This is a genomic window from Sporichthya sp. (assembly GCF_013815995.1).
Taxonomy (GTDB): Bacteria; Actinomycetota; Actinomycetes; order Sporichthyales; family Sporichthyaceae; genus Sporichthya.
Genome location: NZ_JACDFE010000123.1, coordinates 1 through 13,000, shown reverse-complemented (window position 1 = coordinate 13,000; position 13,000 = coordinate 1). Strand labels below are relative to the sequence as shown.

The 13,000-nt window shown below is 70.8% G+C and carries 12 protein-coding genes and 1 pseudogene; 5 read left to right on the top strand and 8 right to left on the bottom strand.

The window, feature by feature from the left end; genetic code table 11:
• Positions 1-304: 304 nt before the first annotated feature.
• The 7 genes and pseudogenes from H0X00_RS14335 to H0X00_RS14310 all read right to left on the bottom strand — a co-directional run bounded on the left by H0X00_RS14335 (position 305) and on the right by H0X00_RS14310 (position 6,987).
• Positions 305-1,399, bottom strand: a complete 1,095-nt coding sequence (locus tag H0X00_RS14335) for a CAP domain-containing protein (protein WP_293772203.1) — start codon at positions 1,397-1,399, stop codon at positions 305-307.
• Positions 1,400-1,688: 289 nt separating this feature from the next.
• The gene (locus H0X00_RS14330) at positions 1,689-2,240 is read right to left on the bottom strand and encodes an FHA domain-containing protein (RefSeq protein WP_293772200.1); all 552 of its coding nucleotides are present in this window, start codon (positions 2,238-2,240) and stop codon (positions 1,689-1,691) included.
• A 183-nt stretch (positions 2,241-2,423) separates the two neighbouring features.
• The gene (locus H0X00_RS14325) at positions 2,424-2,780 is read right to left on the bottom strand and encodes a hypothetical protein (RefSeq protein ID WP_293772198.1); all 357 of its coding nucleotides are present in this window, start codon (positions 2,778-2,780) and stop codon (positions 2,424-2,426) included.
• A 103-nt stretch (positions 2,781-2,883) separates the two neighbouring features.
• Positions 2,884-3,081, bottom strand: a pseudogene (locus tag H0X00_RS23885) (ATP-binding cassette domain-containing protein); the annotation flags it as partial.
• A 104-nt stretch (positions 3,082-3,185) separates the two neighbouring features.
• Positions 3,186-4,493: an iron uptake transporter deferrochelatase/peroxidase subunit gene (gene efeB / locus H0X00_RS14320; RefSeq protein WP_293772195.1), complete on the bottom strand. Its 1,308-nt coding sequence runs from the start codon at positions 4,491-4,493 to the stop codon at positions 3,186-3,188.
• Positions 4,494-4,542: 49 nt separating this feature from the next.
• Positions 4,543-5,529: an iron uptake system protein EfeO gene (gene efeO, locus H0X00_RS14315; protein WP_293772193.1), complete on the bottom strand. Its 987-nt coding sequence runs from the start codon at positions 5,527-5,529 to the stop codon at positions 4,543-4,545.
• Between the two features lie 60 nt (positions 5,530-5,589).
• On the bottom strand, positions 5,590-6,987 hold the full coding sequence (locus H0X00_RS14310) for an acyl-CoA synthetase (protein WP_367186634.1): 1,398 nt from the start codon (positions 6,985-6,987) through the stop codon (positions 5,590-5,592).
• A gap of 60 nt (positions 6,988-7,047) precedes the next feature.
• Here H0X00_RS14310 and H0X00_RS14305 point away from each other — a divergent pair, with 60 nt between their 5' ends.
• The 3 genes from H0X00_RS14305 (at position 7,048) to H0X00_RS14295 (ending at position 8,347) form a co-directional block, all read left to right on the top strand.
• Positions 7,048-7,341: a YciI-like protein gene (locus H0X00_RS14305; RefSeq protein WP_293772188.1), complete on the top strand. Its 294-nt coding sequence runs from the start codon at positions 7,048-7,050 to the stop codon at positions 7,339-7,341.
• 13 nt (positions 7,342-7,354) lie between these two features.
• Positions 7,355-7,957 (top strand): bifunctional 2-polyprenyl-6-hydroxyphenol methylase/3-demethylubiquinol 3-O-methyltransferase UbiG, encoded by a 603-nt coding sequence (locus H0X00_RS14300; RefSeq protein WP_293772186.1) that lies wholly within the window; start codon positions 7,355-7,357, stop codon positions 7,955-7,957.
• A gap of 87 nt (positions 7,958-8,044) precedes the next feature.
• Positions 8,045-8,347, top strand: a complete 303-nt coding sequence (locus tag H0X00_RS14295; protein WP_293772183.1) for a hypothetical protein — start codon at positions 8,045-8,047, stop codon at positions 8,345-8,347.
• Positions 8,348-8,368: 21 nt separating this feature from the next.
• Here H0X00_RS14295 and H0X00_RS14290 read toward each other — a convergent pair whose 3' ends face one another.
• Entirely contained in the window at positions 8,369-9,052 is a 684-nt protein-coding gene (locus H0X00_RS14290; RefSeq protein WP_293772180.1) for a hypothetical protein, read from the bottom strand.
• A gap of 178 nt (positions 9,053-9,230) precedes the next feature.
• Between H0X00_RS14290 and H0X00_RS14285 the strand changes: the two genes are divergently transcribed.
• On the top strand, positions 9,231-10,124 hold the full coding sequence (locus H0X00_RS14285) for an alpha/beta hydrolase (RefSeq protein ID WP_293772177.1): 894 nt from the start codon (positions 9,231-9,233) through the stop codon (positions 10,122-10,124).
• A gap of 102 nt (positions 10,125-10,226) precedes the next feature.
• Positions 10,227-12,806, top strand: a complete 2,580-nt coding sequence (locus H0X00_RS14280) for a bifunctional FO biosynthesis protein CofGH (protein ID WP_293772174.1) — start codon at positions 10,227-10,229, stop codon at positions 12,804-12,806.
• Positions 12,807-13,000: the final 194 nt, after the last annotated feature.

Genomic DNA, 13,000 nt, shown 5'->3' with positions numbered 1-13,000 from the left:
CTGGAGGGGAGGTCCGGCGCCCGCCGAGCCGACGACCCGGAGGCCGAGACCACCGACCTGACCGAGCTCGCCTCCCGCTGGCGTGGGATGCGCGTTCCCGCCGCCCGCGATGCGGTTCTTGATGCCGACCGTGACGCCGAGATGCCGGCGCCTTAGCCGGCCGGAGCCCAACTGGTCGGGCTCAACTGGTCGGGGCGGAGAGCGGCGTCCTGGTTGACAACCGCTCCCCGCCCCTGGGGATGTTCCACGTACCGACGGGGGTTGTCCCGCCGCAGGTGAGGGTCAGTCACTTCATGACGGCTGGTCAGCCGCCGAAGTGCTGGACCCAGTAACCTCCGGAGCTGGCGTAGCCCGCCCCGAGGATCCGGAAGCCGCAGTCGAGGATGTTGCGGCGATGGCTCGGCGAGTTCATCCAGGCCTTGACGACGGCCTCGGGGGAGGAGAAGCCCTCACCGAGGTTCTCGCCGGTCTTGTCGCCGTCGAAGCCGGTGGTGCGGATGCGCTTGTCCGAGTTCCGACCCTGCCGGTCGTTGTGTGACATGTAGTGGTGCTCGGACATGTCGTTGGCGTGGGATTGGGCGGACTTCTCCAGCTGGGTGCTGTAGCGCAACGATCCGCAGCCGGCCGACTTGCGGGCCTTGTTGGTCAGGTCGAGAATCGCTTGGCGCAGGGCGTCGACGCCGCCGCTGGAGCGCGGGCTGTCACCGGAGTCGTCCTCGGCGGTCGCCCGGCGCTGCGCCTCGGCGCGCTTCTGGGCGGCCTTCTGCGCGGCGGCCCGGGCCGCGGCCGACTTGGAGGCCTTCATGGCCTGCTGCTTCATCTTCTTGGCGGCCGCCTGCTTCTTCTTCGAGGAGGCCTTCTTCGAGGCGGCGGCCTTCTTCTGCGCCGATTTCTGGGCGGCCTTGGCCTTTTGTGAGGCTTTCGCCGCGGCGGCCTTCTCGGCCTTGGTCTGCTTCTTGGAGCCGAAGTGGTCCGAGGACGAGTCCGGGTCGCCCTGGCCGGAGAAGTCGTCGCTGCGGTCGTCCGGTTCGCGACTGCCCCCGCTGCCGCTGCCCTCGTCGTCGGAACCGTCGGAGTCGATGGGCTGCGGATCGATGGGCTGCGAATCGTCCGGGGTGTCGCTGGTCTTCTCGACCTTCTTGGCAGCGCCGGTACCGGAGTCCTGGTCGCTGTCCTTGTCGCCGCCCCAGCCGCCGCTGCCGCCCGGCTCGTCGTCGGGGTCATCACCCGGCGCGGGCGCTGCGGGCGTCGAAGCCGGCGCCGCGTTGGAGGCGCTCAGTGGCAGTGCGGTGGGGCTGGGCTCGGCAGCGAGGCCCGGCGCGGCGGAGGCAAGGAGTCCCGCGGTGGCGATGAACGCCACCAGGAACACTCGTTTCGGCGCCTTCTTGAGTTGATTCACCAGCGGTCGACCCCCTCGAACATTGCCGCGATCATTTCCCCGGCAAGGAGAATCCTTTGCCCTCCCGCGAATTCAAGTAATGCCCGATTCAGTCAGCCTGTTCCACCAACGAGGAAAGGTGATTCTTACCTCCTGGTCAGGGCTCATTTTCTGTACCGCCGAGTATTGGGCGGAATATGCAAAAAGGCCCCCGAAGGGGCCTCTGAGCTGGCCATGAGGCCGAAAGAAATACGCGTCGATAGTTGCGGGAGCTGTTCTCGAATAAGCGCTCGGCAATGAACCGCCGCGTTTATCGGAGAATGTCCCTTACCTCGCTGAAAGAGACCGCGCCACGGCGCAGGGCCTCATTGGCCAGCTGGACGCGGCGACGGTCGCCGCCCGCGCGAATGCCGAACTTCTCGTAGAGCTTCAGCAGATGCTGCTTGACCGCGGCCTCGCTCACGAAGAGCACCTCGGCGATCCGTCGGGTCGAGGCCGGCTCCATGAACACGTCGGCGACGCCGGCGCTCTGGAACAGGGCGAGCAGGACATCCCGCTCGCGGCGGGTGAGCTCCGGCGGCGGATCCGCGGCCAGCGTCTCGGAGTACTGCTCGATGTCCGGGTCGGGGCGGTACGCCAGGCGCGCCCCACCCACCCGGATCTCGTCGCGGTCGCGCAGGGCGCGCTCGCCGATGATGCGTTCGCCGTTGACGTAGGTCCCATTGCGCGAGCCGAGGTCCCGGATCGAGAACCCGCCGGAGCGGGCCTCCAGAACAGCGTGCAGGCGCGAGACAGAGTCGTCCGCGATGATCACATCGTTGTCCGTGCCCCGGCCCATGCTCATGCCGGAGTCGGACAGCACAACAAACTCAGGGCCCCCCGGCCGTGAGACAACCAAGTGCGCGACCACGTCCACTCCCCATCCCCCAGGGGATCGAAACCCCCCGAGCGGCGTTATCCGCAGAGCAAGAAGTTACCGGCGGAGGCCTGTGACGGGGATGCCGCTGAACCGGTTACATGTGATCGGTCGAAACCGGACCCATCGTCACGCCTCGTCACACTGGTGATGCTGCGTGACGGGCACTAGGCCGTCATGAGTAGCAAATCCGGCAATGACCCCAGGACGGGCGTCACCCGGGGTGAGCGCGGCAGGTTGCAGTGCGACTACCCGGACCCCGTCGCGGACCAGCGAACCGATCAGTTCCGCGGCCTCGGTATCGCCGCGCAGCATGACCTGCACGCCGGTTGCCTCGGATGCGCAGTGGTGGAGCCCGTAGCTGCGCAACGCCGCCAGCAGGGCGTCTGATTCCAGCGCGCGGATCTGCCACGGGACGGCCGGCGCGGTCAGGTCCCCGGCCGCCAGTTCCCGCGAGGCCAGGCTTGCGGTCGCGTGAATGGCCACGGTGCGCCCGGCGGCGACCAGGACGACCCGGTCGGCGATGCCGTCGACCTCGGCCGGCCACCCGGATCTCGCCGCTGTCCGGCCCGACCAGCGTGGCCAGCATCATCAGCAGCGTCGTCTTGCCGGACCCGGCCGGCCCGACCAGCGCCGTGACCGCCCCCGGCGGTGCGTCCAGGTCGATGTGGTCGACCGCGGCCAGCGCGCCGAACGTGCGCCTCGCTCCGCGGACTCTGATCCCGTCTGAGTTCCCGGTTGCACTGCCCTGTGCCGGAATGGTGCTGTTCTCGACAAACTCGCGCAAAGCGCCCTCCCCAGTTCGCTCGGCCGGAGCCTAGGGAAGGTTGGCGATCGAGATGTCCTGTTTGGGAGAACTCGTGCGGTTCTGAGGAAAGCTCAGCCGGAGCCCTATCCGAGAAGGGTGTCGCCCCACCAGCGGTCCGGGGCGACGACGCCGGGGGGACAGGCGTACACGCCTGAGCCGGTGTGCCGGATGTACTCGTTGAGGACGTCGTTCTTGGACAGGCTCTTCTGGACCGTGACGAACCCGGTGCGCGGGTCCCTCTGGTAGGCGAGGAAGAACAGGCCGGCGTCCAGGCGACCGAGCCCGTCCGACCCGTCGACGAAGGAGTAGCCGCGGCGCAGCATCGTCGCGCCGCCGTTGGTGTCCGGCGAGGAGAGCCGGACGTGGGCGAGCTCCGGTTGCGCCGCCATGTCGACCGCGTCGCGCTCGAGTCGCTGGCCGGCCGGGGAGCCCTCGCGCTTGTCCCGGCCGATGATCTTCTCCTGCTCGGCCAGCGAGGTACGGTCCCAGATCTCGACGAGCATGCGGATCCGGCGGGCCACCAGGTAGGAACCGCCGCGCATCCACGCCGGGTTGTCCTCGGCGCCGACCCAGATGTGCTGGTCCATCGCCGCGGTGTCGGCGCCCGCAGGGTTGTTCGTGCCGTCCTTGAAGCCGAACAGGTTGCGCGGGGTCTGCTGCTCGGGTGTCGTCGAGGAGGTCTTGCCGAAGCCGAGCTGCGACCAGCGCACCGAGACCGTGCCGAAGCCGATCCGGGCCAGGTTGCGAATCGCGTGCACGGCCACCTGCGGGTCGTCCGCGCACGCCTGCACCGCGAGGTCCCCTCCCGACCGGAGGGGGTCCAAGGTGTCGCCGGCGAACTTCGGCAGGTCCGCCAGCGCCTCGGGCCGGCGGCCCTTCAGCCCGAAGCGATCCCGCTTGCCGCGCTCGAACAGGCTCGGCCCGAAACCGATGGTCAAGGTGAGCCGGGACGGCGGCAGCCCGATCGCCTCGCCGGTGTCACCGGGCGGGTACTCCGCGATCCGCGGGAAGGCGCCGGGGTCGAGGGCGTCCAGCCCCGAACACATCCGCTCCGCGGCCCGGGTCCAGGCCTGCAGCAGCGAGACCAGCTCGCCGCGGTTCTCCGTCTTGACGTCGAACGTGGTGAAGTGCAATCGGTCCTGGACGGCGGTGGCGATGCCGGCCTGGTGCTCGCCCCGGAAGGCGACGGGCAGGCCGCGCGGCGCGGAATCACCGCCCTTGGCCAATTGCCGATCCTCGGTCCCGGCGACGGCCTCCCGGCCGGCGTAGCCCAGACCACCGATCGTGGCGGCGCCGATCCCGGCGATGCCGAGTGCACGGCGGCGACTGACCGCCGCCGACAGCTCGTTGGCCGGGGTCTCGTTCGGGTCGCCACTGGGGTCGATGCTCATCTGGCACTCACCTCCACGCGGTGGGTGACTAGCTGGGACTGGCTGCTGACTAGCTGGTGCTGCTCGGGCTCGCGCTGTTGTCGCTGTCGCTCTGGATGGCGCCGGCCAGCTTGGACAACGGCTCGCCCAGGGCGTTGACGACGTCGGTCAGCGCCTTGCGCTCAGACTCCGTCACGGTGTCGTACGAGACGTAGCTGTCGCCCTTCTCGTACTTCTCCAGCGCCATGTCGACGTCGTCGAACTCGGTCTCGAGGGTCTTGACCAGGTCGGCGTCGTTCCTCTCCGCGATCGGCTTGAGCAGGTCGAAGACCTTGCGGGCACCGTCGAGGTTGGCCTTGAAGTCGACCAGGTCGGTGTGGCTGAAGGCCTCTTCCTCGCCGGTGATCTTCCCGGAGGCGACCTCGTCGAGGAGTTCCTTGGCGCCCATGGCCATCGCCGTCGGCGTGATCTCCACGGTCTTCACCGACTCGGTCAGCTCGTCGAGGTCGTCGAGCAGGGTGTCGCCGATCTCGTCCATGCCCTCGAGGTCCTTGTCCTCCCACAGGGCCTTCTCGAGCACGTGCCACCCGGTCCAGGTGTCGCCGTCCTCGACGTCGGCCTCACGCAGGTCGACGCGCGGGTCCAGGTCACCGAAGGCGGCAGCGACCGGCTCGATGCTCTCCCACCCGATCCGGGACTTGGCGTAGAGCGTCTTGGCCTTGGTGATGTCGTCGGCCTTGACCGCCTCGACGAGCTCCTCGGTCACCGTCACGCTGTCCGCGACCTGGGCGGTGATGTAGTTGCGGTAGCCCTCGACGGCCGTCTGCTCCTCCGGGGTGAGCGGCGCGCCGGTGGCCTGGTCCTCGAAAGCGCCCGAGGCCGAACCCGAGCCGGATCCCGCAACTGAGCCGGACACTGAGCCGCCCGCCGAGTCGGTCGGGGTGATGTTCGTCGAGCCGGCGCTGTCGTCGTCGTCGCCGCAGGCGGAGACGGTGAGAACGAGGGCGGAGACGGCGGCAGCGGCGGCGAGGCGGTGCGAAGCGCGGTGCAGGCGCATGGGGGAGACACCTTTTCTTGGACTGACTTTAGGTGAGCCTCACCTTAGCCGCTGCCCCGGTCAATCCGTCAGTAGGGACTTCTGGACCTTGCCCAAGGCGTTTCGCGGCAGTGACCCGAGGAGGACCACCCGCCGGGGCCGCTTGTGCGCGGACAGTCCCTCGGCGACGAAACGGCTGAGGGTCTCGGCGTCGGTTCCTTCGTCGGCAACGACGAACGCGACGATGCGCTGGCCCAGATCCGGGTCCGGTTCGCCGATCACCGCGGCCTCCCGGACACCCGGGTGCGCCAGCAGGGCGGCCTCCACCTCGCCGGCCCCGATCCGGTACCCGCCGCTCTTGATCAGGTCGACCGAGGCGCGGCCGACGATGCGGTGCCAGCCGTCCGGTCCGATGGTGGCGACGTCGCCGGTGACGAACCACCCGTCGGCGGTCCAGCAGACGGCGGTCGCCTCCGGCCGGCCGAGGTAGCCGTCGAACATGGTCGGCGCCTGAACCTGCAGTTCGCCGACGCTCTCGCCGTCATGCGGCACCGGCCCGCCGTCCTCACCGGCCAACCGGGTGCGCACGCCGCGCAACGGGAGCCCGACCTGGCCGGGTCGACGTTCGCCGTCGGCCCGGGAGCCGATCGTGATCAGCGTCTCGGTCATCCCGTACCGCTCCAGGGCACGGAGGCCGGTGAGGGCCTCGAGGCTCTCGAAGACCGGGGCCGGAAGCCCCGCGCTGCCGGAGACCAGGACCCGGGCCGGGCGCAGGGCAGCGGCGATCGCGGGGTCGGCGACCACCCGGGACCACACCGTCGGGACGCCGAAATACATCGAGCCGCCGGCGGCGGCGTAGCGCTCCGGGGTGGGGCGCCCGGTGTGCACAAGCCGGCTTCCGGTGCGCAGCGCACCGAGCACACCGAGGACCAGGCCGTGCACGTGGAACAGCGGAAGGCCGTGCACCAGCAGGTCCTCGGCCGTCCAGGCCCAGGCGTCGACGAGGGCGTCGAGATCGGCCGCGATCGCGCCGGCTGAGAGCACGACGCCCTTCGGGGCGCCGGTGGTGCCGCTGGTGTACATCACCATCGCCCCGGCCACGGTGTCGGCATCGAGGCGGCAGGCATCGTCGGTGCCGGGCGCGGGCACCGCAATGTGTTCGAGCGGTACGTCCCAGTCCGGGGCGCCGAGAACCACGTCGGCCCCGGAGTCGCGCAGGACGTGGTCGCGCTCGAGTGGACCGGCGTCGGGGGCGACCGGGACGATCGGGACGCCGGCGGCCAACGCGCCGACCACGGCCGTCACGGTGTCCAGCGTCGGCGTCGCCTCGACGACCACGGTGCGCGCGCCGCCGAGGCGCCCGGCCAACGACAGCGCGGCGGCGAGCAGGTCCGAGCGCGAGCAGGCGGCTTCGTCGATGCGGATCGCGTCCGGTCCGTCACCGGTGCTGCCGGCACCTCGGACGAAGCCAGGGAGCAGTTGGCGCAACGACACCGGTGGGTGCTGGGCGGGGGAGGGCACGGCAGTAGTTTCTCGTGCATGACCCACGTCCTTCTCGAGTACACCCTCGGCGACGACTACCTGGAGCGGCGGGGGGAGTTCCGCGCCGAGCACCTGGCCTTGCTGGAGGCGGCGGTGGGGCGCGGCGAACTTGTGCTCGCCGGGGCCCTGCCCGACCCCTTCGACAAGGCGCTGTACGTCTGGACCGAAGGCTCGGAGGCGGCGGTGAAAGCCTTCGTCGACGCGGACCCGTACGTCGCCAACGGCCTGGTCGCCGGCTCGCAGGTCCGGGCCTGGAACACGGTCGTCGGCGCCGCGATGCCGCCGGCGTGAACGGGAGCCCGAGTTGAGTGAGGACTGGCCCGCCACGAGTTCGGAGTTCGACGGCGAGGCCTACGCGGCGCGGATCGCGGCGATCGCGGCCACCGGCAAGGACATGCACGGCGAGGCCCGGTTCTGTTCTGCGCTGGTCGCCCCCGGTGCGCGGATCCTCGATGCGGGTTGCGGGACGGGGCGGGTCGGGGCGCGGCTGGCCGAGCTCGGCTTCGACGTCGCCGGCACCGACGTGGACGCCTCGATGCTCGCGGTCTCGCGGCGGATTCCCGGGGTGCGGTGGCATCTGGCGGACCTGGCCGGCCTCGACCTCGACGAGGCACCGTTCGACCTCATCGTCGCCGCGGGCAACGTGTTCCCCTTCCTGGCCGCGAGCACCGGGCCGCGGGTGCTGGAAAGGCTGGCCGCCCACCTGTCGCCCGGTGGATTGCTCGTCTCCGGCTTCGGCCTGGACCGCGCGCACCTGCCTGATCCGGCGGCCATCGTGGACATCGCCGACTACGACTCCTGGTGCGCCGCGGCCGGGCTGGTTCTGCTCAGCCGGCACGCCACCTGGGACGGTGACGCCTGGTCAGATTCCACCGGGTACGCCGTTTCCGTCCACCGACGGACATGACCTAGGAGGTAATCGACTCCGTTCCCTCGCGCTGCGACGCTGATCTCGCCGGGAGATCCTCGGCGAGGTAGCCAAGAGGTGAGCGGGATGAACCCGACCGACAACCCCATGCTGCGCCGGGTGATGCAGGTGGACGCCTGGGTCTCGTTCTACGCCCCGGTGGTGTTCATGCTCTGCGTCCCTGTGCTCGTGGTCGTCGACGTGCCGGGCTGGCTGGTCGCCACGGTCGTCTTCACGGCCGCGGCGGTGCTCGGCGGTTGCGGCATCGTGATGGCCGGCGTGTGCGCAGCCGCAGCCGCCCGGGGGCGGCTGGAATTCCCGGACCAGCCCGCTCTGGAGCACTTCCACCTGAGCGGGCCGGTCGGGACCCGGGGTCTGCGCGTGAGTTGACGCGTGAGTTGAGCGGGCGGGCTAGCGACGGGTCGCGGCGAGCCGTCGTCCGCCCACCAGCACGCCGAGGCCGGTCAGACCGACGAGCGCGCCGAGCGCGAGCAGGCCCGTCGTGTCCGAGGAGTCGCCGAGGCCGCCGCCGGCCGCAGCGCCGCCGCTCGGCACCTCGGAGACCTGACTGCCGGTGGTGAAGACCAGGGCCAGGTTCGATTCGCCCTCGTCCTCGGCCGGGGTGACGGTCGCAGTGCCCTTCGCACCGGCGTACGCACCCGTGCCGGAGACGATCGTGACCTGGAACGGGCTGTCGTCCTCGGGGAAGTCCGCCACCGAGTCGACGCTGATCGTGCCGTTGGCGAACGTCACCTTCACCTTGCAGTGATTGGTGTTGGCGTCCAGGTCGATGAACGTGCACGTGCCGACGTCGGTGCCGACCTTCTCGTCGCCCTGCATCAGGTCGGAGGTGAAGGTGAAGGCGTCACCCGGGCTCGGGCGGAAGTCCTCGTCCTCCGGGAAATCCTGCGGCGCTTCCCCCTTGGGGATGAACTGGCCGCCGGTCTCCTTCTCGAGGACCTTGATGGTGGTCGTCGCACCGTCGGTAGTGCTCTCCGGACCGGAACTCGCCCAGGCGGGCAGGGCTGTCGCGGTGGTCAGGGCGAGGCTCAACGCCGCAGCGCCGAGCAGGACAGGGGTACGGGACCGATTCATGGTCTGGCTCCCTCGTGGCGGAATCGCGCGAGCGTGCGCAGGGGGAGCCTCGACCCGGGGGTGACGGGGCGTCAACGCGAGGGATTGTTACTTTTGCGGAGGTTTGTCCGACGCTTACCGGGTCCAGCGTGGGAACCACCTGATCGAGGCCCGGAGGCGGTCCCTTTACGGTGTGGCCATGACTGCGCTCGACGCCTCCGCTGCCGCCCTGCTCGAAGCCGTGAACGCCGCCGGGCGACCGCCGGTGGAACTCGGCACCCCGGACGATGCGCGCGAGGCGCACGCGGCCGGTTCGACGTTCCTGTCCGGACCCGGCGAGCCGGTCGTCGACGTGATCGACGGCCAGATCGACGAGGTCGACGTGCGGGTGTACCGGCCCGAGGGCGCCGCCCCGGCCGCGATCATCTACGCCCACGGTGGCGGCTGGGTCACCGGGACGCTGGACACCTACGACTCCCTGCACCGCGCGCTGGCCAACCGGGCCGGGGTGAGCGTCGTCGCCGTCGGCTACGGCCTGGCCCCGGACATCGCGCACCCGCACGCCGCCGGCCAGGTCATGAAGGTGATCCAGGCGTCGATGACCGAGGGCTCTCCGCTGGCCCTGGCCGGCGACAGCGCCGGCGCTCACCTGGTGACGCTGACGGCCAGCGTCGCGGGCCGGGTCGGGATTCCGATCAAGGCCCTCGGACTGATCTACCCGGTCGTTTCCCCGGCGCTGGACACCCCGTCCTGGGACGAGCTCGGCACCGGGTACGGCCTGACCCGGGAGAGCATGCGCTGGTACTGGGACCAGTACCGGAACCCGGCGGCGACCACCGCGTTGCCGGTCGACCTGCTCGACCTGGACCTCTCGACCCTGCCGCCGACCCTGCTGCTCACGGCCGGCTTCGACCCGCTGCGGGACGAAGGGCTGGCTCTGGGTGCGGCGATCGAGAAGGCCGGCGTTCCGGTGGAGCGACTGAGCTGGGACGGCCAGATGCACGGCTTCGTCCGGTCGATGGCCCAGATCCCGGAGTCGTTCGACGCGATCAGCCAGGTCGGTGCCTTCCTGCGGGCCCGCCTCCTCGGCTGAAGGCCTTCCGGCTCCTAGTACACATTGTCGCCGAGATGTCCAGACCCAGTGTCCGACCCCGGTTGAACAGCGTTTGCGCGGGCGACTGAGGATGGTCGCGTGATGCCGACGTCCTCGGAAGTGCGCCGCGCGCTTCGTCGCGCTCGGGACGGCGCGTCCCTCAATGTCGCTGAGGTCTCGGCGCTGCTCTCCTGCCGGGGCGAAGACCTCGAGGACCTGATCGCGACGGCGGGCCGGGTGCGTGATGCCGGACTGGTCGCGGCCGGCCGCCCGGGTGTGGTCACGTTCTCGCCCAAGGTGTTCGTGCCGGTGACCCGGCTGTGCCGGGATCGCTGCCACTACTGCACGTTCGTCACCACGCCGGGCGCACTGCGGCGCGAGGAACGTGAGCCGTTCCTGTCGCCCGACGAGGTTGTCGCGCTGTGCAAGGAGGGCGCCGAACTCGGCTGCCTGGAGGCATTGTTCACCCTCGGCGACAAGCCGGAGGACCGCTGGCCGGTGGCCCGCGAGTGGCTGGATCAGTACGGCTACGACTCGACCTTGGACTACGTCCGCGCCCTCGCTGTGCGGGTGCTGGAGGAGACCGGGCTGCTGCCGCACCTCAACCCCGGGGTGATGAGCTGGCAGGAGATCGCGCGACTCAAGCCGGTCGCCCCTTCGATGGGGATGATGCTGGAGACCACCGCGACCCGGCTGTTCACCGAGCCCGGGGGAGCGCACTTCGGCTCGCCGGACAAGGATCCGGCGGTGCGGCTGCGGGTTCTGGAGGACGCGGGGCGCCTGAACGTCCCCTTCACCACCGGCCTGCTGATCGGGATCGGGGAGAACCTGGCCGAGCGCGCAGATTCGCTGTTCGCGTTGCGCCGGGTCGCCCGGGCCTACGGCGCCGTGCAGGAAGTCATCGTGCAGAACTTCCGGGCCAAGCCGGACACGGCGATGCGCTCGGCGCCCGACGCCGACCGCGAGGAGTACCTGGCCGCGGTCGCCGCCGCCCGGGTGGTGCTGGGCCCGAAGGTGCGGGTGCAGGCACCGCCGAATCTGTCCGAGCCCTCGGAGTTGGCCGCGCTGCTGGCGGCCGGGGTGGACGACTGGGGCGGGGTGTCGCCCCTGACGCCGGATCACGTCAACCCCGAGCGGCCCTGGCCGGCGCTCGATGTGCTGGGCGCTGCCACCGAGGCGGCCGGCTTCACGCTGATGGCCCGGCTGACCGTGCACCCGGAGTACGTGCGCAACCCCGAGCCCTGGATCGACCCGCGGGTGCGCCCGCACGTCGACGCGCTCGCCGACGCCGAGACCGGACTCGCTCGCCCGGGCGCCATCGCGACCGGCCTGCCCTGGCAGGAGCCGGATCCGGGCTGGGGCTCGGCCGCCGGCACGGGACGGGTGGACCTGCACAGCGCGATCGACGCCGAAGGGCGCCGGACCGAGACCCGCTCGGACATCGACGCGGCCTACGGCGACTGGGACTCGGTCCGCGAAGAGGCGGTCCGCATCGGTGCTTCTCGTGGCACCGGCGCCCCCGAGCGCCTGGACGGTGACGTCGCCGCTGCGCTGCGGGCGGCGGAGTCCGCCCCGGCGGATCTGACTGATGCTCAGGCGCTGGCCTTGATGACCTGCGACGGACCCGAGCTCGCGGCGCTCGTGTCGTTGGCCGACGCGATCCGGCGCGATGTCGTCGGTGACGAGGTCAGTTACGTGGTGAACCGGAACATCAACTTCACCAACGTCTGCTACACCGGCTGCCGGTTCTGCGCGTTCGCGCAACGGCGCACCGATGCCGACGCTTACACCCTCTCGGTCGCCCAGGTCGGCGACCGCGCCGTCGAGGCGTGGGAACTCGGCGCGACCGAGGTCTGCATGCAGGGCGGCATCGACCCGGACCTGCCCGGCACCGCGTACTTCGACCTGGTCCGCGAGGTGAAGCGCCGGGTGCCCGGCATGCACGTGCACGCGTTCAGCCCGATGGAGGTCGTCAATGGTGCCACCCGCACCGGGCTCTCGATCCGGGAATGGCTGACGGAGGCTCAGGACGCCGGCCTGGACACGATTCCGGGCACCGCGGCCGAGATCCTCGACGACGAGGTGCGCTGGGTGCTCACCAAGGGCAAGCTGCCGACCGCGGAGTGGATCGAGGTCGTCAGCACCGCGCACTCCGTCGGCCTGCGCTCGTCCTCGACGATGATGTACGGGCACGTCGACACCCCGGCGCACTGGGTCGCGCACCTAACGTTGCTGGCCCGCCTGCAGGACGAGACCGGCGGGTTCACCGAGTTCGTGCCGCTGCCGTTCGTGCACCACAGCGCGCCGCTCTACCTGGCCGGCGTCGCCCGGCCCGGGCCGACCGCACGCGACAACGTCGCCGTGCACGCGATGGCCCGACTGCTGCTGCACGGGCGCATCGACAACATCCAGACCTCGTGGGTGAAGCTCGGCGTCGAGGGCACCCGGGCGATGCTGCGGGCCGGCGTCAACGACCTCGGCGGCACCCTGATGGAGGAGACCATCTCGCGGATGGCCGGCAGCGAGCACGGCTCCGCGAAGACCCCGGCCGAGCTCGAGTCGATCGCGACCGGGATCGGCCGCCCGGCCCGTCAGCGCACGACGACCTACGGGCCGGTCGCCCCGGAGCGCGTCGCTGCGTCGCGGCGGATCGGCCGCGATCTGGGGATCACATCCGCCTGAGTCCCAGCGGATGACATCCGTGGTGTCGGTGCTAGTTGACGACGACGACGGTCACCCGCGCGCTGCGGGCCTTGCGGTGGTCGTCGGTGCCGGGGACGCGGGCCTTGAAGTCGGTGGTCGGCGGCTTCACAGCGGCGGAGAGGATCGCGCGGCCGGCGGCGTCGGTGACGGCCCGGCCGGCCTCGGCCCAGCCC

Bases quoted from the DNA above. Each gene is read 5' to 3' on its own strand.
- H0X00_RS14295 (WP_293772183.1), top strand. From the start codon at position 8,045: ATGAACCCGACCGACAACCCCATGCTGCGCCGGGTGATGCAGGTGGAC.
- H0X00_RS14280 (WP_293772174.1), top strand. From the start codon at position 10,227: ATGCCGACGTCCTCGGAAGTGCGCCGCGCGCTTCGTCGCGCTCGGGAC.
- efeO (WP_293772193.1), bottom strand. From the start codon at position 5,529: ATGCGCCTGCACCGCGCTTCGCACCGCCTCGCCGCCGCTGCCGCCGTC.
- efeB (WP_293772195.1), bottom strand. From the start codon at position 4,493: ATGAGCATCGACCCCAGTGGCGACCCGAACGAGACCCCGGCCAACGAG.
- H0X00_RS14290 (WP_293772180.1), bottom strand. From the start codon at position 9,052: ATGAATCGGTCCCGTACCCCTGTCCTGCTCGGCGCTGCGGCGTTGAGC.
- H0X00_RS14305 (WP_293772188.1), top strand. From the start codon at position 7,048: ATGACCCACGTCCTTCTCGAGTACACCCTCGGCGACGACTACCTGGAG.
- H0X00_RS14285 (WP_293772177.1), top strand. From the start codon at position 9,231: ATGACTGCGCTCGACGCCTCCGCTGCCGCCCTGCTCGAAGCCGTGAAC.